The organism is Bradyrhizobium sp. RDM12, from assembly GCF_051917485.1.
GTDB lineage: Bacteria > Pseudomonadota > Alphaproteobacteria > Rhizobiales > Xanthobacteraceae > Bradyrhizobium.
Genome location: NZ_CM133064.1, coordinates 7,060,823 through 7,082,752 on the forward strand (window position 1 = coordinate 7,060,823; position 21,930 = coordinate 7,082,752).

Genomic DNA, 21,930 nt, shown 5'->3' on the forward strand with positions numbered 1-21,930 from the left:
GAAGACCGCGCGCGCAGCGGGTCCCGCGCCTGGCAGCGCATGCTCTCGGGCCGCCGGCTCGATCTGCTCGATCCCTCGCCGCTGGATGTCGAGATCGCCGACATTGCGCATGGGCTCGCGCGCGTCGCCCGCTGGAATGGGCAGACCATCGGCGCGCACATCTTCTCGGTCGCGCAGCACACACTGCTGGTGGAGGCCGTGCTACGGCACGAAATGCCGCGCGTGGATGAGCGCATGCGGCTCGCCGCGCTGCTGCACGACGCACCCGAATACGTGATCGGCGACATGATCTCGCCGTTCAAGGCGGTGCTCGATGGCCATTACAAGGCGGTGGAGAAGCGCCTGCTCGGTGCCATCCACATCCGCTTCGGCCTGCCGCCAGTGCTCCCCGACGAGACCACGCTGGCCATCAAGGCCGCCGATCGCGGCGCGGCCTATCTGGAGGCGACCGAGCTCGCCGGCTTCAGCGAGAGCGAGGCGAAGCGCCTGTTCGGGAGGGATCCCGGCCTCTCCGACAGCGTCCGGCGCGACTATCTGACGCCCTGGACCGCGGCTCGGGCCGAGAAGCAGTTTCTGGAGCGGTTTGGCGCCGTGTTTGCGTAAGTGCAGTAGGGTAGGCAAAGGCGCGCTTGCGCCGTGCCCACCAACTTTTCGCAATTGCGACGAAAGTGGTGGGCGCGCTTCGCTTGCCCACCCCACAGACGCTCGCTATAGTCGCCCGGCGAAAGGTCCTCTCATGATCCACGTCTGTTCCCTCGCCGCACTTCCCGAAACCGTCCGCCGCACCGGGGCCAGCCATGTGCTGACGGTGATGGCCAATGTGGAGCAAGTGGCGCGGCCGGTGTCGGTGCTGCCGGCCAACCATCTCAAGGTGTCGATGGACGACATCACCGAGGAGATGGACGGTTTCGTCGCGCCCTCCGAGGCCCATATCGACCAGGTGCTCAATTTCGTGCGCGGCTGGGATCGCGGCGCGCCGCTGGTCGTGCATTGCTATGCCGGCATCAGCCGCTCCACGGCGAGCGCGTTTGCCGCCGTCTGCGCGCTCAATCCGGATCGCGACGAAATCGAGATAGCGAAGAATATCCGCGCGGCCTCCCCGATCGCCTCGCCGAACCGGCGCATTGTCAGCCTGGCCGACCGTGCGCTGGGGCGCAACGGCCGCATGCTGCGCGCGCTCGACGAGATGGGTCCGGGCGAGATGACGGTCGAGGGCCGCCCCTTCGTGATCGAGCTCGAATGACATCAGCGATCGTCACCGGATGAGCGACAAGCTGCTGACGCCCATCGAGATCGGCCTGACCGCCGCGATCGTCGCGATCGAGGATCACGAGCCGCTGGTGCTGACCGCGCGCGGTGGCGACGGCTTGACCGGACTGCCGTTCGGTCCGTTCGATGCGCCGAGCCATCGCACCTTCGAGATCGGCCTGCGGGCCTGGGTCGAGGAACAGGCGGGCTTGCGGCTCGGCTATGTCGAGCAGCTCTACACCTTTGGCGATCGCGGCCGTCACGCCGAGGCGGGCGATACCGGCGCGCACATGGTGTCGATCGGATATCTCGCGCTGACGCGCACCGCCGAGGGCGCAACGAATGCCGCAAGCTTCGAGCCCTGGTATCGCTTTTTCCCCTGGGAAGACTGGCGCGAGGCGCCGCCCGCGATCATCGCCCGTGACATCATCCCGGCGCTGACCGCATGGGCGGAGGAGGAGACGCCGGAGACCACGCGCGCGCTGCCGCGGAGGGATCGCGTGCGGTTCTATTTCGGGCTCGAGGGCGCGGCCTGGGACGAGGAGCGCGTGCTCGATCGCTATGAACTCCTGTACGAGGCCGGCCTCGTCGAGGAGGCGCGGCGCGACAGCCGGCCTGCGGCATTGGCGCGCCGGACGCTGCCTGCGCTCGGCACCTCCATGCGGTTCGACCACCGCCGAATCCTCGCCACGGAATCGCACGGCTGCGCGCAAAGTTGAAGTATCGCCCTGTGGTATTTGAACTTTTGCCCGCCGAGTTCACACTCACAGAGTTGCAGTACACGGTGGAGGCGATCTCCGGCCGCCGTCTGCACAAGCAGAATTTCCGCCGTCTGGTCGAAACCGAAGCGCTGGTCGAACCGACCGGCGTGATGTCGACACAGACGGGCGGACGGCCGGCGGCACTCTACCGCTTCCGCCGCGACGTACTCCAGGAGCGGCCGGCACCCGGCTTGCGCGTGCGCTCCCGGCGCTAGACCAAGATTTGTGATCGGCCCCTGCCCGCCGATTGCCTGGAGGCCTTAATGTTCGACGCCCCGTTCGACGACCTTGCAATTCTCATTGCGATCGTCGCCTTCCTGATCGCAATCAGGGCCACCAGCCAAGCGACCGAGCTGCGCCGGCGGCTGAACTCGCTCGAAGCGATGCTGTACGCGCAACGGCAGCCGCAGCCAGCACCGTTGATGCCCACGCCTGCGTCTGAAGCGCCCACGACGATTGCCATGGAGCCACCGCCGCTTGCGCCCGCAACCGAGCTGGCGCCGCCGCCGATTCCCCAACAAGTTTCACCGCCTCCGCTCCAGCCGAGCACCGACAATGTCGCGCCGCCTCCCTGGCCGCCGCAGAACCCGGCTTCGAAGAACGGCTCGGCACGCGCTGGGTGGTGTGGATCGGCGGACTTGCGCTCGCGCTCGGCGGCTTCTTCATGGTGCGCTATTCAATCGAGGCCGGCCTGGTCGGCCCCGGCGTGCGCGTATTCCTCGGCGGGGTGTTCGCGCTTGCCTTGCTGGGCGCCGGCGAATGGACGCGGCGCAAGGAGAGCATCTCCACGATCGCGGCGCTGCCGATCGCCAACATCCCCGCGATCCTGACCGCGGCCGGAACCGCGGTCGCGTTCGCAACCGTGTATGCGGCCTACGCGCTCTATGACTTCCTGGTGCCCGCCACGGCCTTCGTGCTGCTCGGCCTCGTTGCGCTCGGCACCCTTGCGGCTGCGCTGCTGCACGGGCCGGCGCTCGCGGGCCTCGGCGTGGTCGGCGCCTTCGCGACGCCGGTGCTCGTCTCCAGCGGCAAGCCGGACTATTGGGCGCTGTACATCTATCTCGCCATCGTCACCGCCGCGAGCTTTGGCCTCGCCCGTATCAGGCTGTGGCGTTGGCTCGCGGTCACCACCATTGTCTTCGCCGTGCTCTGGATCTTCCCGGGGCTCGATGCCGGCGATTTGCAGGTCGCGCCGCATGCCTTGCACGTGATCGCCGGCTTCGTGCTGGCCGCGCTGCTCGTCGTCTGCGGTTTCATGTTCGGCCCGGCCATCGAGGACGGGCAGATCGAGCCGGTCTCGTCGAGCGCCCTCGGCGCCTATCTGTTCGGCGCGATGCTGATCGTGCTGTCGAGCGCACATGCCGATCTTGCGCTGAGCGGCTTTACGGTTCTCGTCGCGGCGACGCTATTCGTGGCCTGGCGTGCGCCGGCGGCCACAGGCGCGCTGGGTGCTGCTGCTGCGACCGTGTTCATCGTGTTCGCCGAATGGGCCGTGCGCGCCAATCCCGACATGCTGGTGCTGCCGGGTGGCCCCATGCCTGGCATCACGCCGACCCCGATCGAGAGCGCAGTGACACTGCACCTCCTGGTGGCCACGCTCTTCGCCGCCGGATTCGGCATTGCGGGCTTCTTTGCGCAAGGGCGTTCGAATTCGGCGATCATTCCCGTGGTATGGTCGGCGGCAGGCGTCGCCACGCCGATCGCGATCCTGGTCGCGCTTTATGCCCGCATCGCCCATCTCGACCGCTCGATCCCGTTCGCAATCCTCGCGGTGTTGCTCGCGGCTGCCTTCGGCGCTGCGACAGAAACGCTGACCCGCCGCGAAGCCCGGCCGGGCCTTGCGACCTCGACGGCGCTGTTTGCGACCGGCACGCTCGGCGCGCTGGCGCTGGCGCTGACCTTCGCGCTGGACAAGGGCTGGCTCACCATCGCGCTGGCGCTGATGTCGCTCGGCACCGCCTGGATCGCGACGCAGCGGCCGATCCCGTTCTTGCGCTGGCTCGCCGCCATCTTCGCCAGCATCGTCACCGCGCGCATTCTTTACGACCCCCGCATCGTCGGCGATGCCGTCGGCACCAAGCCGATTCTGAACTGGTTGCTGTGGGGCTATGGCCTGCCGGCCGCCTCGTTCTGGGCGGCAAGCATGTTCCTGCGACGACGTAGTGACGACGCGCCGCTGCGCATGGTGGAAGCGGCCGCGATCCTGTTCACCGCGCTTCTCGCCTTCATGGAGGTTCGCCATCTCGCAACCGGCGGCGACATGACCGCAGCGCCGTCACTGCTCGAAGCAGGCCTCCAGGTCTGCGTGTCATTGGCCATGGCGATCGGGCTGGAGCGATTGCGGCGGCGCAGCCACAGCATCGTGCACAATGTCGGCGCGGTCGTGCTCACGGCAATCGCCGGTTTCGTCAGCGTGTTCGGCTTGCTATTCCTGGAGAACCCGCTGCTGTGGCGCATCGATGTCGGCGGCGCCGTGTTCAACCTGCTGCTGCTCTGCTATGCGCTTCCGGCGGTGCTGATGCTGCTGCTCGCCTATGCGGTGGTCGATGCACGCGGCAAGGTCTATGCGAACACCATCGCGGGCACAGCCCTCGTGTTTGCGTTGTCGTACCTGACGCTGGAGATCCGCCGCTTCTATCACGGCCCGTTCCTCACCAGCGGCGAGACCACGGGGGCGGAGCAATACACCTATTCCATCGGCTGGCTTGCCTTCGGCGTCGTGCTGCTCGGCATCGGCCTAACAGTTAACTCCGAGCGGGCGCGGCTGGCATCGGCCGCGGTCATCGCCCTGACGATCTTGAAGGCCTTCGTGATCGACATGTCGACGCTGACGGGCGTCTACCGGGCGCTGTCGTTCATGTGCCTCGGCATCGTGCTGGTCGCAATCGGCTGGCTGTATCAGCGACTCCTGTTCCGGCGGCAGATCGCGCCGCCGGTCCAACAGGCAAGCAGTTGAGGATCAGGCGGCGCGGACCGATTCCAGGAACTGCGCGACCTCGACCTTGAGGCGCGTACTGTCGGTCGCGAGCGATTTCGCCGCCGACAGCACCTGCGTCGAGGCCGAGCCGGTCTCGATCGCACCGCGCTGCACGTCGGTGATGTTCATCGAGACTTCCTGCGTGCCCAGCGAGGCCTGCTGCACGTTGCGCGAAATCTCCTGCGTGGCGGCGCCCTGCTCCTCGACGGCGGCGGCGATCGCGGAGGACACTTCCGACAGCCGCTCGATGGTACCTCCGATCTCCTGGATCGCGCTGACCGATTCCTGCGTCGCCGACTGGATGCCTGCGACCTGCGCGCCGATCTCACCGGTCGCCTTGGCGGTCTGCTCCGCCAGCGCCTTGACCTCGGAGGCGACGACGGCAAGCCGCGGCCGGCTTCGCCGGCACGCGCCGCTTCGATGGTGGCGTTCAGCGCCAGCAGATTGGTCTGGCCCGCGATGTTGTTGATGAGCTCGACGACATCGCCGATGCGGGATGCCGCCTGCGACAGCTCGTTGACCCGCGCATTGGTGCGCGCGGCCTGGTCGACGGCTTCCGCCGCCATGCGCGCCGAATCCTGCACGCGACGGCTGATTTCGGTGACGGAGGACGACAGCTCTTCGGACGCCGAGGCGACCGACTGCACGTTGGTCGAGGCCTCCTCGGAGGCCGCTGCGACGGCCGTCGAGAGCTCCTGGCCGCGCCGCGCAGTGTTGGTCAAGGTCGTCGCGGACGCCTCGAGCTCGATCGAGGCAGAAGAGACGGTGCCGACGACTTCGCCGATCATGGCTTCGAACTTGCGGGTGATGCCATCGACGCGGCGGCCGCGCTCGATCTTGGCCTCGGCATCGCGCGCGGCCGCCTCGTCGGCGGCCTTCTTGGCGATCAGCGCTTCCTTGAAGATCTGGAGCGCATCCGCCATCGAGCCGATCTCGGTCTTCTCGCCGCGGTGCGGCACCTCGGCCGAGAGGTCGCCCTCGCCGAGCGACTGCATCGGCTTGATGATGGAGGCGATGCCGCGCGAAACGTCGCGGACCAGATAATAGGCAGCGCCGATCGCGATCGCGACGGAGGCGATGATGATGCCGACTAGTACGCGGAAGATCGTGGCGTAGCTGTCGGCCGCCTGCTTGGTCTCCAATTCGGCGCCGCGGTTGTTGAGCTCGATGTCCTTCGTCAACAGCGGATCGGCGGCCTGGGCCATCTTCGCGACCCTGGTCTGCAGCAGCTCGTTGGCTTCAGTCGGGAACTTGCCGAGGCTCTTGCGCGATAGCGCCATCACGTCCTGTACACCGTTCAGATACTCGCCCCAAGCCGTCGTCCATTGTCCGTAGATGGAGCGCTCTTCGGCGGAGGTCATGAGCGCCTCGTAGGTCTTGCGGGTCTGCTCGATGCGTTCGCGCAGCGAGGCGAGACGCTTTTTCGGCCGCTTCCTTGCCCTCGGCGGTGTCCTGCATCAGGTGCAGACGAAGCGCGACGCGCAGCTCGTTGACATCGGCACGGATCGAACCCAGCGCACGGACGCTCGGCAACCAGCCTTGCGCGATCTCGACGGTGTGGGAGTTGATGTTCTGCATGGTGCCGATCGCCACGACGCCGACGCCGGCGAGCGAGAGCACGAGGACCGACAACACGGTCAGAAGCTTGAAGACGATCGACAACTTCGACATCACGATAAATCCCGATCATACGTAAACGCGCAAATCGCCGGCGCCGCGACCGTCGCGGCGGACGGGGCGGTGGTCATTCCAACGATGCTGGCTGGTTCTTATCCGGTAAGATTGCGCCCATAGTTGCAAACAGGCGTTAACAAGAACCTAGGGAACTACTGATTTGCCGATTCTCGATACTTGAGCTGACTGCAACCAATTATTGCAGCCGCACGGATGTCCCGTCGCGCCACACCACGAGCAATACAGCAACGGTACGCCACGGCCTACGCTGTCATGCCGCCCGCACCGAATCCAGGAAGCGCGCGACTTCGCTCTTCAGCCGGTTGCTCTCCTGCGACAGCGATTGCGCCGCCGAATGAACCTGAGCCGACGCGGCCCCGGTCTCGCCCGCACCGCGCTGGACCTCCCCGATATTGGCCGACACGTCAGAGGTACCCTGCGCGGCGTGCTGAATGTTTCGAGATCTCCTGCGTGGCGGCGCCCTGCTCCTCGACGGCGGCGGCAATGGTCGAGGAGATCTCCGACATCCGCGCGATTGTGTCGCCGATCTCCTTGATCGCGCTGACGGAGTCCACCGTCGCGGCCTGGATCGCGCCGATGTGCTGGCCGATCTCGCCGGTTGCTTTCGCGGTCTGCTCGGCCAGCGCCTTCACCTCGCTCGCCACCACGGCAAACCCGCGGCCCGCCTCGCCGGCGCGCGCCGCCTCGATCGTGGCGTTGAGAGCCAGCAGATTGGTCTGGCCGGCAATGGTGTTGATGAGATCAACGACATCGCCAATGCGCCCCGCAGCCTTGGTCAACTCGCCGACCCGCGCATTGGTGCGCTGAGCCTGCTCGACCGCGACGTCAGCGACGCGCGCCGATTCTGCACCTGACGGCTGATCTCGGAAATCGACGACGTCATCTCCTCGCTCGCCGACGACACCGACTGCACATTCGCGGACGCTTCCTCCGAGGCCGATGCGACGGAGGTGGCGAGCCCGTTGGAACGCTCCGCGGCGCGCGTCAGCGTGTTGGAGGAGGCTTCGAGCTCGGTTGCCGCCGATGAGACGGTCTCGATGATCTCGCCGACTGCGCCTTCGAAATCATCGGCGAGCCGCTTCATGTCCATCTTGCGCTGCGCTCGCCGTTGTGTGTCGGCTTCCGCCTGCTCGGCGCGCAGCCGCTCGGCTTCCGCCATGTTGGTTCGGAACACCTCGACCGCACCGGCCATCTCGCCGATCTCGTCCTGGCGGCCGACGCCGGGAACGGAAATCGAGAGCTCGCCGCGCGCCAGTCGCGTCATCGCATCTACCATGCCGGACAGCGCCTTCGAAATCGAGCGTCCAAGCAAGAAGCCGACCGCGGCGAGCACCGCGACGGTGATGAGAAACGCGATCATCATCCAGAACCGAACGGCATCGCGGGTCGCCGCTTCGGCAGCGTCGGCCTGCTTGTACATGGCATCGACGGCGGCCCGCACCTCCTGCATCCCCGGCTCGAGCTCGCGGAAGGTCTTCATCATGCTGGCATCCAGGGCCGCACTCTGCTGCGCGCCTTCGGCCCATGCCGCGAACTCGGACAAGTATTTCTGGAGCTTGGCCGTGACGTCGTTCATCACTTCCGTGGGAACTGCGACGACCTCGATTGCGTTGGAGAATTCAAGGGCCGCCTTCTTCACCTCGGCAATGTATTTTGGGTCATGCCGCAGCATGAAGTCCTTCTCATGCCGGCGCATCATCAGCATCCAGCTCGTCGACCTGGGATCGTCGATCTCCTTCAGCTTCGTCTCGATGTCATGCACCGCGGCGCGCAGCGAGCCGGACTGGCCGAGCGTCTCGTTCAATCCGAGCCTGGTTTCGGCAGCGACCAGCGCGTTGAAGTCCGCAGTGTAGCGCCTGAAGCCCTCCTGGGCCTGCTTCGTCTTGTCGGACAGGGCGCCCATACCGCCCGCCGACATCAACCGCTGGACCTCGTCGAAATCGCGGTTGATCGGGCCGATCAGCTCGCTATGCGCCTTGGCATAGCTCTCGTTGCGGCGCTGCTGAAAATTCTTCTCGTTGCGGCGGGCCTCCAGCATCTCGATCGAAAGTTGCTTGCTGAGCTCGGCGATCGCGCGAGCGCGGTTGGCAATTTCACGGGAGGTGTCCTGGGAGAGGCTGCCGATCTCATAGATCGCACCGAAGGCGACGAGACCAACGAGACCAAAGAGCCCGATCGCCATCACCTTGTGGGTCAGGCGGATGGAAAGGCCGCTCATGAATGTGCTCCAAAGCGCTATGACGCAATACAGATGAGCGACTCAACGCCCGGAATATTGCGGGGATCATGCCTGCATCGCTTTTCCGGAAGGTTAACCCTGCATCTCATTCGTCGCGGCGCCGCAACATGCACGCGCGCAACCGCCGCGCAATTGCGCAGCGGTTGCAGGCTGATGTGCGTTGGCCGGGCGGACTGAATTTGCAGACGTCGTTCGTTAAGGCCTGCACGCAACCGTTAACGCCCGCCCTGCGGTTCGCAGTACATCGCCTCGCCCACAAGGCTGATCCGGCACACCGGCTCCTTGTTGTCGTCGAGCAATTCCATGCTCCACTTTGCATTCGGCTTCAGATTTCGCGAGATGCTGCCGAGCAGATTGGCGCAGACCTCGGTCATCACTTTCCAGGCGGCGTCGCGATCCTCGAACTCGTACGGCTGATCGGCGGCCCCGGAATAGCGCCCGGTGCTGATGCGGAAGAAATACAGCGACATCGTTGAACCCTTTGTGCAGGGCCGCGCTCCGGCCGTGACGCAAGGCTGGGGCGCCAGTCGCTACCAAGGCATGAAAACCGCGGGCCGTATGACTACGGCGCGGCGGCTTCGTATGCGAAGCATTCGTCAAAAGTGGGTGAATTGCGCTCGCAGTTTCGCGCTGCAGGCCAATCGGCTGAAGCTCACTCGGTCGATCGGCGCAGTTCCAGCGGACCTTCGTTGTTCGAATCCGACCTGGGTTCGGACTTCACCGGCTCGATCCGGCTGCTCTCGACCCGCGGAGTCTCGACGCGCGCGGCGACCTCGGTGCTCGATGTGTTGACCGAACCGGTCTGCGCCGGTGCACGCAGCGAGCGCGGCCGCGCAACGGCGCGCGCCATCAGCATCTGGTTACCGCCCTGATGGTGGAAGTCGCAATAGGCAAAGCCCATGCCCGAAACCGAGCCGCGGAAGCTGCGGTCATCGGTCTTTTCGAGGTTGAAACAAGGCTCGAACGGAATGCCCTTGATCGAGGCGCAAACGTTCTGGCCGCGGATCTGGAGCGTGTTGCCGGGCAGGCGGAGATGCTTGACCGGGCCTGAGCCCGAGAACTGCACCGCACCGGCGGCGCCGAGATCGTCGAGAATACGGCCTGCACCGCGGGTGCCGTCGAAACAGGTGAAGGCGAACACTTTGCCGGCGACGAAGCGGCGTGCCTCGTCGGCGTTCATACTCCCGGCCAAGGCGATGGCCGGCGCAAACGTCACGACTGCCGTGACAGCCCCCAACACAATACGCGCAAGCATGCTCAACTCCGAACTAACCCCCGCAGCGGGCGATGCCTTATCTCTTTACCCGCTGCTTACCATACTAACCATGGCGACATTGAAGCAGCTTGGTTGGTAAAGTCTGAACGCCGTTAGACAATTTTTACCACGATGCGCCCGCGGATCTGGCCGGCGAGGATCTTCGCGCCCCATTCCGGAACTTCGGCAAGCGGGATTTCCGTAGTGATTTCAGTCAGTTTCGATCGATCCAGATCGGAGGCGAGGCGCTGCCAGGCCGCGTTTCGGGGGACGATCGGGCACATCACGGAATCGATGCCGAGAAGGCACACCCCGCGCAAAATGAAGGGTGCGACAGAAGACGGCAGGTCCATGCCGGCGGCGAGACCGCAGGCGGCGATGGCGCCGCCGTAGCTGGTCATCGACAGAAGATCTGCAAGCGTGGTCGAGCCGACGCTGTCGACGCCGCCCGCCCAGCGCTCCTTGGCCAGGGGCTTTGGCGGCGCCGACAATTCATTGCGGTCGATCACCTCGGCGGCGCCGAGGCTCTTCAGGTAATCGGCCTCCGCGGCGCGGCCGGTCGAGGCGATGACGTGGTAGCCGAGCTTGGAGAGCACGGCGATGGCAACCGAGCCGACGCCGCCGGCAGCGCCCGTCACCACGACAGGGCCGCTCTTCGGCGACAGGCCATGCCTTTCCAGCGCCAGCGCCGAGAGCATCGCGGTGAAGCCGGCGGTGCCGATCGCCATGGCATCGCGGGCAGAGAGGCCCTGCGGCAGGGCGACCAGCCAGTCGCCGTTCACCCGCGCCTTCTCGGCATAGGCACCGAGATGGGTCTCGCCCATGCCCCAGCCGGTGCAGACGACCTTGTCGCCGGCTTTCCATTGCGGATGCGATGAGGCTTCGACTGTGCCGGCGAAATCGATGCCGGCGATCATCGGGAAGCGGCGCACCACCGGCGCCTTGCCCGTCAGCGCGAGGCCGTCCTTGTAGTTCAGCGTCGACCATTCCACGCGGACGGTGACGTCACCCTCCATCAGTTCGGCTTCGTCGAACTGCGCGAGCGTGGCGGTGGTGCCCTTGTCCGCCTTGTCGATCCGGATCGCCTTGAATGTGGCCACGACTGCACTCCCTGACTTGTTTCAGGGATTGTTTAGCCGATCAGGCAGGCTGCGCAACCGTTCGCTGGACCGGTTTCTCCACGATCGGAAGATTGATCAGCGCCGAGAGCACGCCGAACAGGATCGAGAGCCACCAGATCGGCGTATAGGAGCCGAAGCGCTCGAACACGATGCCGCCGAGCCAGACGCCGAGGAAGCCGCCGACCTGATGGCTGACGAAGGCAAAACCATAGAGCGTGGCGAGCCAGCGCGTGCCGAACATCAGCGCCACCAGTGCCGAGGTCGGCGGCACCGTCGACAACCAGGTCAGGCCGGACACCGCGCCGAATGCGATCGCCGAGAACGGCGTGATCGGGAACGAGATGAAGGCGAGGGTTGCGAGTGCACGGGTGAAATAGATCGTCGAGAGGATGTACCGCTTCGGCAGCGAGTTCTGGAGATAGCCGACGCTGAGCGAGCCCATGATGTTGAACAGGCCGATCGCCGCGATCACCCAGCCGCCGGTTTGCGTCGAGATACCGCGGTCGACCAGGAACGCCGGCAGATGCACGGTAATGAAGGCGAGTTGGAAGCCACAGGTGAAGAAGCCGAGCACCAGCAGCACGTAGGAGCGATGGCCAAAGGCTTCCGCGAGTGCCCTGGTGATGGTTTGCTCATCGGCAGACGCCGCATTGGCCGCACCTGCGACCGGCGGCGTCGAGATCGCCAGCGACAGCGGGATGATCAGCAGCATCAGGAAGCCGAACACGGTGAGCGCCTGCTGCCAGCCGAAATTGTCGATCAGCGCGACACCAATAGGCGCGAACAGGAACTGACCGAGCGAACCCGCCGCAGTGCCGGCGCCGAGCGCAAGGCCCCGCTTCTCGGCCGGCAGCAGCTTCGTGAAGGCCGACAGCACCAGGTTGAACGAGCAGCCGGCGAGACCGAAGCCGACCATCACGCCCGCGCCGATGTTGAGCGACATCGGCGTCGAGGAATAGCGCATGAGCAGAAGGCCGCCGGCATAGAGCAGCGCGCCAATGCACATCACGCGGAACAGGCCGAAGCGATCGGCAATTGCGCCTGCGAACGGCTGGCCCAATCCCCACAGCAAATTCTGGAGGGCGATGGCGAGGCCGAACACGTCGCGCCCCCAGGCGAATTCATGGCTCATCGGCTGCACGAAGAAACCGAGAGCCGAGCGCGGACCGAAGCCGAGCATGCCGATCGCACAGCCGCAAAGGATGATTACGGCCGGGGTGCGCCAGTTGGAGGAGCGTGGGGTCGAACCGAGTTCGCCCGCTTGTGTCGACATGGTCTTCCTCCCCGGCCATTGGCGGATTTGCAAATGGGCAGCCGCTAACAGGCGTTTAATGCAAGTGCATGGAAATCCCAAGCCAAAATGATTGCGTTCCGCGAGGGGCCAGTTCGGGAGCATTGCGTTCGGTCGCGGCCGCACCGGGCCCGACGAGACCGGACTTGACGAGAATGTGTGCGGCGAGACCTAGCGGTTCCCCGATCAGCGTGCTATAAGATTTGCTCAGATTGAGGATATCGAAGCTCGACGAAGTCCACCGGCCCATTCGGCCGGATTTCTCGGGCTCTCAATATACTCTAAAAGAGCATAAATGACATATGCACGGAGGCTTCAATGCCGATCACTGGAATTTACGGATCCGACGATTTCGCCAATCGGACGCAGGGCCAGACCCCCTCCGTCCGGCCCGCGCCGGCGCGAGCCGGCCCCGCGCTGCCGCGGCCCTCGCTGGAATGGACGAGGGAGATCGAACGCGCCACTGCGCCGATCTACGAGCGCGTCAAGCACGTGATTCCAGCGATCGAATGGCCGCTGATGGCGCCGACGATTCACGCGATCAATGAACTGAAGCGCGCGCGCAACGCGGTGATCCTCGCCCACAACTACCAGACGCCGGAGATATTTCACGGCGTCGCCGACATCGGCGGCGATTCGCTCCAGCTTGCCGTCGAGGCCACCAAGGTGAAGGCCGCTGTCATCGTCCAATGCGGCGTGCACTTCATGGCGGAGACATCCAAGCTGCTCAATCCGGACAAGACCGTGCTGATCCCGGACTCCCGCGCCGGCTGCTCGCTCGCCGCCAGCATCACCGGCGCCGACGTGCGGCTGCTCCGCGAGAAATTTCCCGGCGTGCCTGTCGTTGCCTACGTCAACACGTCAGCCGAAGTGAAAGCCGAGGTCGATATCTGCTGCACCTCGTCGAACGCGGTGCAGGTGGTGGAGAGCCTCAACGCGCCAAGCGTGATCTTCCTGCCCGACCGTTACCTCGCGACCTATGTCGCCTCGAAGACCGACGTGAAGATCATCGCCTGGAAGGGCGCGTGTGAAGTGCATGAACGCTTCACCGGCGAGGAACTGCGCGCCTTCCGCGACGCCGATCCCTCCGTGCAGATCATCGCCCATCCCGAATGCCCGCCTGACGTGCTGGCGGAGGCCGACTTCACCGGTTCGACCGCGCACATGATCAATTGGGTGCGCGCAAGGCGCCCGAAGCGGCTGGTGATGATCACGGAATGCTCGATGGCCGACAATGTCCGCGCGGAGTTGCCCGACGTGGAAATGCTGCGCCCCTGCAATCTCTGTCCGCACATGAAGCGCATCACGCTGTCCAACATCCTGGAGAGCCTGCTGACGCTGGGCGAGGAAGTCACCATCGATCCGGCACTTGCGGAACGCGCACGGCGCTCGGTCGAGCGGATGATCAATCTGAAGAACTAGCAGCGTAGGCCGCAACAACTCGCAGTCGGGGTAATGGATCCCGGCCCCCCCGCGCGCAATTGCGCGCTAGGCCGGGACGACGAACGAGGAGAGAACGATGACAAACAACATCCATAACCTCACCCGCTCCACCGACGACGTGGTCATCGTCGGCGGGGTCTTGCCGGGCTGTTTTGCGCGCTCAAACTCGCGCCGCGGCCGGTGACACTGATCTCGGCGGCGCCGCTTGGAAAGGGCGCATCGTCCGCTTGGGCGCAAGGCGGCATCGCCGCCGCCGTGGCCGAAGGCGACAGCCCAGAAGCGCATGCCGCGGATACCATCGCGGTCGGTGGCGGCATCGTCGATGAAGCGGTCGCGCTCGGCATCGCGCGCGAGGCCGCGCCGCGGATTCATGATCTGCTCGCCTATGGCGTGCCGTTCGATCGCGATCTCGAAGGCCGGCTTGCCGTCGGACGCGAAGCTGCGCATTCGGCGCGGCGAATCGTTCACGTGCGCGGCGACGGCGCAGGCGCAGCGATCATTGCGGCGCTGAGCGAGGCCGTGCGCCGGACGCCGTCGATCCGCCTGATCGAAGGTTTTGTCGCCGAAAGACTGCTCACCGAGGACGGCGCCGTCACCGGTTTTCAGTTGCGCGAGGCGGGCAATTTCGCAGCGATGCCCATGATGATCGCCTCGCGCACGATCGTGCTGGCGACCGGCGGCATCGGCCATCTCTATGCCGTCACCACCAATCCGGCCGAGGCCAACGGATCGGGCCTTGCGATTGCCGCGCGCGCGGGCGCTGACATCGCAGATCCTGAGTTCGTGCAGTTCCATCCGACCGCCATCATGGTCGGCCGCGATCCCGCGCCGCTTGCGACCGAGGCGCTTCGCGGTGAAGGCGCGACGCTGATCAACGGCCATGGCAAGCGCTTTATGACGGCACTCCATCCGCTCGCCGAGCTCGCGCCGCGCGACATCGTGGCCCGCGGCGTATTCGCCGAGATCGCAGGTGGGCGCGGCGCCTTCCTCGATGCGCGAGAAGCACTGGGCGCGCGCTTCGCCGACAAATTCCCGACCGTGCATGCAAGCTGCATCGCCGCCGGCATCGATCCGGCGACGCAAGCCATCCCGATCGCGCCGGCCGTGCACTATCACATGGGCGGCATTGCGGTGGACGCACGCGGCCGCAGCTCGATCGACGGGCTCTGGGCCGGCGGCGAGGTGTCGTGCACCGGTGCGCATGGCGCCAACCGGCTCGCCTCGAATTCGCTGCTGGAAGCCGTGGTCTATGCCGCACGCGTTGCCGACGACATCGCCGGCCACGCAATCCCTTCACCTGCCTGCCCCCCGAGACGCTGGTGATGCCGCGCGGCGGTGCGCCGGATCAGGCTAACGTGAAGCAGTTGCGCACGATGATGAGCACGCATGTCGGCGTGATCCGCGAGCGCGACGGGCTTGCGGATGCCGTGCGCAATTTTGCTGCGCTCGAGCACATGGCCACGAGCATCACTGTCCGCAACATGGCGACAACGGCCCTGCTCGTTGCCGCCGCAGCCTGGAGCCGCCACGAGAGCCGCGGCGCGCATTTCCGCTCCGATCATCCCGCGGAGGTGCCCACGCTGGCGCAGAGAACGATGACCACGCTCGCTGCGGCGCGCGAGATCGCAGACGGCCTCGAGCATTCATCGCCGCGCATCGCGCAACCCATGATCGCCTGACGGAGTTTTTCATGATCACCCCGGCCTCCCTGCTCTATCCCGACGCCTTCCTCTCTCCGCTCGCCATCGACGAGGCCGTGCAGCGCGCACTCGACGAGGACCTTGGCCGCGCCGGCGACGTCACCTCGCTCGCGACCATCCCGGAAGCGACCAAAGCGCAGGCAATCCTCGTCGCGCGGCAATCCGGCGTCATCGCCGGTCTGCCGCTCGCGCTGGCGACGCTGCAAAAGCTCTCGCCCGACCTCGAGGTGCGCGCGCATGTCCGCGACGCCGCGCGCGTCGCCCGCGGGCAGCACGTGCTGACGATCTCCGGCCAGGCCCGCGCCATTCTCACGGCAGAGCGCACCGCGCTGAATTTCGTCGGCCGGTTGTCGGGCGTCGCCACACTGACGGCCGACTACGTCGCGCGCACCGAAGGCACCAAGATGCGCATCTGCTGCACGCGAAAGACCACGCCGGGATTGCGCGCACTGGAGAAGTACGCGGTGCGCTGCGGCGGCGGCTTCAACCACCGCTTCGGCCTCGACGATGCGATCCTGATCAAGGACAACCACATCGCGGTCGCCGGCGGTATTCGTCCTGTGCTGGAGCGCGCCCGCGCGCATGCCGGCCATCTCGTCAAGATCGAGATCGAGGTGGATACTCTCGCTCAGCTCCGCGAGGTGCTCGACACCGGACTTGCCGAGGCGGTGCTGCTCGACAACATGGATTTTGCAACGCTGCGTGAGGCCGTTCGGATGACGGAAGGCCGCCTGAAGCTCGAAGCCTCCGGCGGCGTCACGCTGGACTCGATTGCCGCGATCGGGGCCACAGGGATCGACTACGCCTCATCCGGCGCGCTGACCCATTCGGCGCCGAACTTCGACTGCGCGCTGGATATCGAGGCATGAGGTAGTCTACCGCCGCACGACTTCACCCATCTCGGCGGAGCTCTTGGCTTCCAGTACGAGCTCGGCCGGAGTGCGGCGGTCTGCGCCGGCGTGCCCCAGCTCGGCTCCTCGCTGCCGTCGCCCCAGTTGCGCGGCCGGTAGAAGGTGTGCACGCCGAATTTGTACATCTTCTTCATCTCGGCGACCCAGGACGGGCGCACCCAATAGGCGTGGTAGTGCGTCGACTTGCCGACCTCGGGCAGCCATATCTGACCGTCGAGCATCGCCTTGGAAATCTTCCTGGCGCGCTCCCACATCTCGGGCTCGCGGATCACGTCGGGATTGTTGTCGCAGGCAAAGGTGAACTGGCAGGCGAAGTGCCGGTACTTGTTCTGATAGACCACGCCGCACACGGTGTCCGGATATTTGCCGGAGAACACGCGGTTCATCACGACTTGTGCGACCGCAATCTGGCCGCGCACGGCCTCGCCGCGGATTCGAAATAGACGGCTTCAGCGAGGCACTTTTCAGACTTCGCGCGTGACTTCTCGTCCAGCGCCAGCCGCTCGGCCGGCGATTTGGCGCGCTGGTTGTCCGCGTTGACTTCGCCCTTCGGCGCGACGCTCTCGCCGCGCTCGATCGCATTTCCGACGTCCTCGTTCGGTGGTGATAGCGAGGCCAGCTTCATGTCGGGGTCGGGCATCACGATCAGCGGCTCGGCACCGGGCTGCCAACTCTCGATGCTCTCGAGACTGCCGCCGAGCGAGGAGCTGCCGAAAAACAGGTTCGAGGTTTTTACGCTGAAAAAATCGCGCGGCGGGGCAGCCACCGTCGCTTGCTTGAGCGGCTGCGCCGCAAAGGACAGCGCATTGTCATCGGCCTTCGGCGGATTGGCATATTGCGGCAGGGGCGGCGCGCGCATCGCCTCCTGGAGCTCTGGATCGAGCGCTGCCGCGGACTCGGGCGACATCGCCTGCGGCTGCGCGACCGGCAACTGAACCGGCAATTGGACGGTCTTGGCGCCGAATACAGAGCTGTTCGAGGTCGCCGGATCTTGCTGCGCAGGGGCCGGAGGCGGCGCCTCGGCGGGCGCAGGCGTCACGGTAGCAAGGCGGTCGCCCTTCAGCGCGCGATCGACCTTGGGGAAGTCGGAGGCCTGGTAACGCGTCGGCGCCTGGAGGGCCGGGTTGCGCGAAATGGAACCGGTGACGTCGCGGCCATCGAGGCTCGCGAGGCGGACCATCGTGCTCTCAGGCACCGACGTTCCGATCGGACGCGAGAAATTGTAAGTGGCGAGCTGAATGGAGGCGGCTGCAGAGAACACCTGCTTCTGCCAACGCTCGGCCACGCCGGGCTGACGCGCCAGCAACGAGCCTATGTCCTGATAGCCGGTCCCTCTCGGCATCAATGCGAAGATGCAGAGACCGATTCGAAGGATGCGAACCGCGCACCCTTCGGATGGTTACGCAACACTGACATCGATACGCTCACGCTACGCTTACACCAGACAGATCGAGCCGCAGTACATCCGTCCAATTCGATCTTTATCGTGAGTATCTAATTTAGGTTGCCGGGGCGTTAATCGGCGTTGCGCAGCCGACACACTCAAGCAATCTCAGGTTTTCTCGCGGAGCGATTTGCGTGGGTGGTAAATGTGGGCCCACTCGAAGTGGTAAACGTCCGGTCAACGCGAATGGTGAAGGAACTCTTGCGTGCGCGTATCATTACGGGACGTGTGATGAGTTCCCGGCGCTGCGCGATGTGCTCACGCGCAACGTGCCTCAAGCTCGTCATTGCGAGGAGCTCTTGCGACGAAGCAATCCAAACTGCTGCCGCGGAAAGATTCTGAATTGCTTCGCTGCGCTCGCAATGACGATGTGGAAGCAGTCGAGCCTCAAAATGAAAGAGGCGGGGCTTAGCCCCGTCTCTTCACATTCAACATTTCAACTCTTCGCCTTACGCTTGGCTCGCAACCACCTTGCCGAGCGCAGCCTGCGCGGCAGCAAGCCGCGCGATCGGGACGCGGTAGGGCGAGCAGGAGACGTAGTCGAGGCCGACATTGTGGCAGAAGGCGACGGAAGCGGGATCGCCGCCGTGCTCGCCACAGATGCCCATCTTGAGTGAGGGGCGCGTCTTGCGGCCGCGCGTGACGCCGATCTTGACCAGTTCGCCGACTCCTTCCTGGTCGAGCGAGATGAAGGGATCGATCGAGAGGATGCCCTTCGACACGTACGGACCGAGGAAGCTTGCGGCGTCGTCGCGGCTGATGCCGTAGGTGGTCTGCGTCAGGTCGTTGGTGCCGAACGAGAAGAAATCGGCGCTCTCCGCGATCTCACCCGCAAGCAGGCAGGCGCGCGGCAGCTCGATCATGGTGCCGACCTGATAGGTGAGCTTGGTGTTGGCGTCGCGCATCACGGCTTTCGCAGTGGAGTCAATGCGGGCTTTGACGAGATCGAGCTCGGCCTTGGTCGCGATCAGCGGTACCATCACCTCGAGGCCGACGGCCTTGCCGGTACGCTTCTCGGCTTCGACCGCCGCTTCGAAGATCGCGCGTGCCTGCATCTCGGCGATCTCGGGATAGGCGATCGCGATGCGGCAGCCGCGGAAGCCGAGCATCGGATTGAATTCCGAAAGCTCGCGCGCGCGGTCAGCCAGACGCCGCGGGTCGGTATTCATGGCGCGCGCCACTTCCTCGACCTCGGCATGGGTGTGAGGCAGGAATTCGTGCAGCGGCGGATCGAGCAGACGGATCGTGACGGGCAGGCCCTTCATGATCTCGAACAGCTCGACGAAGTCGGCGCGCTGCATCGGTAGCAGTTTTGCAAGCGCTGCGCGGCGCGACTGTTCGTCCTCGGAGAGAATCATCTCGCGCACGGTACGGATGCGCGTTTCCTCGAAGAACATGTGCTCGGTGCGGCAGAGGCCGATGCCCTCGGCCCCGAACTTGATCGCAGTGCGGGCGTCCTCCGGCGTATCGCCATTGACGCGGACGCCGATCTTGCGGACCTGGTCGGCCCATTTCATTAGGGTGCCGAACTCGCCGGAGAGCTCCGGCTCGATCATCGGCATGCGGCCGGCCAGCACCTGGCCGAGCGAGCCGTCGATGGTGATGACGTCGCCGGCCTTGAAGGTGCGCGAACCGATGCTCATGGTGCCGCGGCCGTAATCGACGCGGATGGTGCCGCAGCCGGAGACACAGGGCTTGCCCATGCCGCGCGCGACCACGGCGGCGTGCGAGGTCATGCCGCCACGAGTCGTTAAGATGCCTTCGGCGGCGTGCATGCCGTGGATGTCTTCGGGGCTGGTCTCGATGCGGACCAGGATGACCTTGCGTCCGTCGCCCTGGAGCTTGGCGGCTTCGTCCGACGAGAACACGATCTCGCCGGAGGCCGCACCGGGCGACGCCGGCAGGCCGGTCGCGATCACGTCGCGCTTGGCGTTGGGATCGATGGTCGGATGCAGGAGTTGGTCGAGCGAGGCGGGATCGATCCGCATCACCGCTTCCTTCTTGGTGATCAGGCCTTCGTTGGCGAGTTCGACCGCGATGCGCAGCGCCGCCTTGGCGGTGCGCTTGCCGCCGCGGGTCTGCAGCATCCACAGCTTGCCCTGCTCGACCGTGAACTCCATGTCCTGCATGTCGCGGTAGTGCTTTTCGAGCAGCGTATAGATCCGCGTCAGCTCCTTGAAGGCCTCCGGCATCGCCGCTTCCATCGACGCCTTGTCGGAGCCCGATTCCTTGCGGGCCTCTTCGGTGATGTCTTGCGGCGTGCGGATGCCCGCCACCACGTCCTCGCCCTGCGCGTTGATCAGGAACTCGCCGTACAGCTTGCTCTCGCCGGTCGAGGGGTTGCGGGTGAACGCAACGCCGGTCGCCGACGTCTCGCCCATGTTTCCGAACACCATGGCCTGCACGTTGACCGCGGTGCCCCAGGATTCCGGAATGTCGTGCAGCTTGCGGTAAGTCACTGCACGCGCATTCATCCAGGATGAAAACACCGCGCCGACCGCGCCCCAGAGCTGATCGTGCGGATCCTGCGGGAAATCTTTGCCGGTTTCGCGCGCGACCGCGTCCTTGTACTTGCCGACCAGATCGACCCAGTCATCGGCCGTGAGGTCGGTGTCGAGCGTATAACCCTGGCTGTCCTTGAACGTGTCGAGGATTTCCTCGAAATGATGATGCTCGAAGCCGAGCACCACGTCGGAATACATGGTGATGAAGCGGCGATAGCTGTCATAGGCGAAACGACGATCGCCGGAGAGCTCCGACAGCGCTTCCACGGTCTCGTCGTTGAGACCGAGATTGAGCACGGTGTCCATCATGCCCGGCATCGAGGCGCGCGCGCCGGAGCGCACGGAGACGAGCAGCGGATTTTTGGTGTCGCCGAACACCTTGCCGGTCAACTTGCCGACATAGTCGAGCGCCTTCTCAACCTGCGACTGCAATTCCTTCGGATAGGATTTGTCGTGAGCGTAAAAATAGGTGCAGACCGAGGTCGGGATGGTGAAGCCCGGAGGCACCGGCAGGCCGAGATTGGCCATCTCGGCGAGGTTGGCGCCCTTGCCGCCGAGCAGGTCGCGCATCTCGGAGCGGCCTTCGGCCTTGCCGTCGCCAAACGTGTAGACCCATTTGCCGGCCTTGGCGGCAGCCGGTGCGGCCTTGGCGGACGCCGACGCCTTCACAGCGACCTTGGCGGCGACCTTCGGCGCAACCGTCTTAGTCGCAGCCTTCGCCGCCGGCTTGGCTGCGGCCTTCAGGGGCCTTGGCGACCGGCTTCGGGGCGATCTTCGACAGCGCCTTTCGGGCTGCCGGCGCAGCCTTCGCCTTGGCGGAAGGCTTTGATTTCGCTGGGAGTTTCTTAGGCTTCGAGGCGGCTTTGGCCATAGCTTGCACACAACCTGCGAGAGGAATGGGAAATCGCGCGCCTTACACCACTTTGGGCAGGCCCGCGCAAGTCGAAGAGTTCCGGATAATGAAGGCCTAGAGATGGAGCCACCTCAACAATCCGAGCCCGATCGCACCATTGATGATGAGAAAGATCGCGACGATCAGGTTGAGAAGGCGCGGCATGATGAGGATGAGCACACCCGCGATCAGCGACAGGATCGGCGAGATGTGAGCGATGGTGAGATGCATGAAAAGTCTTCCTGTGGCGTGAGGCGAATCGCGGACGGATCATACCGGACCGGGTTCCGCGGGTAGAGACGCATGAAGCCGCCGCGAGTTCCCCGTTTCGCGAAAACTGCCCGAAATTGCCGCGTATGCGGCAGGCCTTTTTCCGGAACATCACGCGCGCCGCAGCATTGGCAACCGGTCGCGCCACTGGCGCCAGCCGAAATCACTTCGAAGGAGTT

The 21,930-nt window shown here is 65.2% G+C and carries 9 protein-coding genes and 7 pseudogenes; 7 read left to right on the forward strand and 9 right to left on the reverse strand.

The features are described from left to right. Positions 1-39 precede the first annotated feature (39 nt). The 4 genes and pseudogenes from ACTGJ9_RS34475 (at position 40) to ACTGJ9_RS34490 (ending at position 4,965) form a co-directional block, all read left to right on the forward strand. Positions 40-603, forward strand: a complete 564-nt coding sequence (locus tag ACTGJ9_RS34475) for a YfbR-like 5'-deoxynucleotidase (protein WP_456674678.1) — start codon at positions 40-42, stop codon at positions 601-603. Positions 604-736: 133 nt separating this feature from the next. Then, positions 737-1,243: a tyrosine phosphatase family protein gene (locus ACTGJ9_RS34480; protein WP_456674679.1), complete on the forward strand. Its 507-nt coding sequence runs from the start codon at positions 737-739 to the stop codon at positions 1,241-1,243. 19 nt (positions 1,244-1,262) lie between these two features. After that, positions 1,263-2,224: pseudogene (locus ACTGJ9_RS34485) on the forward strand (NUDIX hydrolase). 48 nt (positions 2,225-2,272) lie between these two features. Beyond that, positions 2,273-4,965: pseudogene (locus tag ACTGJ9_RS34490) on the forward strand (DUF2339 domain-containing protein). 3 nt (positions 4,966-4,968) lie between these two features. On the opposite strand, the pseudogene ACTGJ9_RS34495 reads toward ACTGJ9_RS34490, so the two are convergent. The 6 genes and pseudogenes from ACTGJ9_RS34495 to ACTGJ9_RS34520 all read right to left on the reverse strand — a co-directional run bounded on the left by ACTGJ9_RS34495 (position 4,969) and on the right by ACTGJ9_RS34520 (position 12,569). After that, a pseudogene (locus tag ACTGJ9_RS34495) lies at positions 4,969-6,657 on the reverse strand (methyl-accepting chemotaxis protein). 274 nt (positions 6,658-6,931) lie between these two features. Next, a pseudogene (locus tag ACTGJ9_RS34500) lies at positions 6,932-8,899 on the reverse strand (methyl-accepting chemotaxis protein). Between the two features lie 236 nt (positions 8,900-9,135). Beyond that, on the reverse strand, positions 9,136-9,390 hold the full coding sequence (locus ACTGJ9_RS34505) for a DUF6894 family protein (protein WP_456674680.1): 255 nt from the start codon (positions 9,388-9,390) through the stop codon (positions 9,136-9,138). 182 nt (positions 9,391-9,572) lie between these two features. Then, on the reverse strand, positions 9,573-10,175 hold the full coding sequence (locus tag ACTGJ9_RS34510) for a hypothetical protein (protein WP_456674681.1): 603 nt from the start codon (positions 10,173-10,175) through the stop codon (positions 9,573-9,575). A 113-nt stretch (positions 10,176-10,288) separates the two neighbouring features. Beyond that, positions 10,289-11,275 carry an acrylyl-CoA reductase (NADPH) gene (gene acuI / locus ACTGJ9_RS34515; protein ID WP_456674682.1) on the reverse strand — a complete coding sequence of 329 codons (987 nt, stop codon included), beginning with the start codon at positions 11,273-11,275 and terminating at the stop codon, positions 10,289-10,291. 40 nt (positions 11,276-11,315) lie between these two features. Next, the gene (locus tag ACTGJ9_RS34520) at positions 11,316-12,569 is read right to left on the reverse strand and encodes an MFS transporter (RefSeq protein WP_456674683.1); all 1,254 of its coding nucleotides are present in this window, start codon (positions 12,567-12,569) and stop codon (positions 11,316-11,318) included. A 336-nt stretch (positions 12,570-12,905) separates the two neighbouring features. On the opposite strand from ACTGJ9_RS34520, the gene nadA reads away from it, so the two are divergent. The 3 genes and pseudogenes from nadA (at position 12,906) to nadC (ending at position 16,599) form a co-directional block, all read left to right on the forward strand. Further along, positions 12,906-14,009, forward strand: a complete 1,104-nt coding sequence (gene nadA, locus ACTGJ9_RS34525; RefSeq protein ID WP_456674684.1) for a quinolinate synthase NadA — start codon at positions 12,906-12,908, stop codon at positions 14,007-14,009. 97 nt (positions 14,010-14,106) lie between these two features. Next, positions 14,107-15,709, forward strand: a pseudogene (locus ACTGJ9_RS34530) (L-aspartate oxidase). 11 nt (positions 15,710-15,720) lie between these two features. Next, positions 15,721-16,599 (forward strand): carboxylating nicotinate-nucleotide diphosphorylase, encoded by an 879-nt coding sequence (nadC, locus tag ACTGJ9_RS34535; RefSeq protein WP_456674685.1) that lies wholly within the window; start codon positions 15,721-15,723, stop codon positions 16,597-16,599. Positions 16,600-16,605: 6 nt separating this feature from the next. Here nadC and ACTGJ9_RS34540 read toward each other — a convergent pair. From ACTGJ9_RS34540 to ACTGJ9_RS34550, 3 genes and pseudogenes are all read right to left on the reverse strand, one after another. Next, positions 16,606-18,057: pseudogene (locus ACTGJ9_RS34540) on the reverse strand (cell wall hydrolase). Positions 18,058-18,534: 477 nt separating this feature from the next. Then, positions 18,535-21,460 (reverse strand): annotated as a pseudogene (gene ppdK / locus ACTGJ9_RS34545) (pyruvate, phosphate dikinase). A gap of 96 nt (positions 21,461-21,556) precedes the next feature. After that, entirely contained in the window at positions 21,557-21,712 is a 156-nt protein-coding gene (locus ACTGJ9_RS34550) for a DUF3096 domain-containing protein (RefSeq protein ID WP_082081526.1), read from the reverse strand. Between the last annotated feature and the right edge of the window lie 218 nt (positions 21,713-21,930).

Bases quoted from the DNA above. Each gene is read 5' to 3' on its own strand.
- ACTGJ9_RS34475 (WP_456674678.1), top strand. From the start codon at position 40: ATGCTCTCGGGCCGCCGGCTCGATCTGCTCGATCCCTCGCCGCTGGAT.
- ACTGJ9_RS34480 (WP_456674679.1), top strand. From the start codon at position 737: ATGATCCACGTCTGTTCCCTCGCCGCACTTCCCGAAACCGTCCGCCGC.
- ACTGJ9_RS34505 (WP_456674680.1), bottom strand. From the start codon at position 9,390: ATGTCGCTGTATTTCTTCCGCATCAGCACCGGGCGCTATTCCGGGGCC.
- ACTGJ9_RS34510 (WP_456674681.1), bottom strand. From the start codon at position 10,175: ATGCTTGCGCGTATTGTGTTGGGGGCTGTCACGGCAGTCGTGACGTTT.
- ACTGJ9_RS34520 (WP_456674683.1), bottom strand. From the start codon at position 12,569: ATGTCGACACAAGCGGGCGAACTCGGTTCGACCCCACGCTCCTCCAAC.
- nadA (WP_456674684.1), top strand. From the start codon at position 12,906: ATGCCGATCACTGGAATTTACGGATCCGACGATTTCGCCAATCGGACG.
- nadC (WP_456674685.1), top strand. From the start codon at position 15,721: ATGATCACCCCGGCCTCCCTGCTCTATCCCGACGCCTTCCTCTCTCCG.
- ACTGJ9_RS34550 (WP_082081526.1), bottom strand. From the start codon at position 21,712: ATGCATCTCACCATCGCTCACATCTCGCCGATCCTGTCGCTGATCGCG.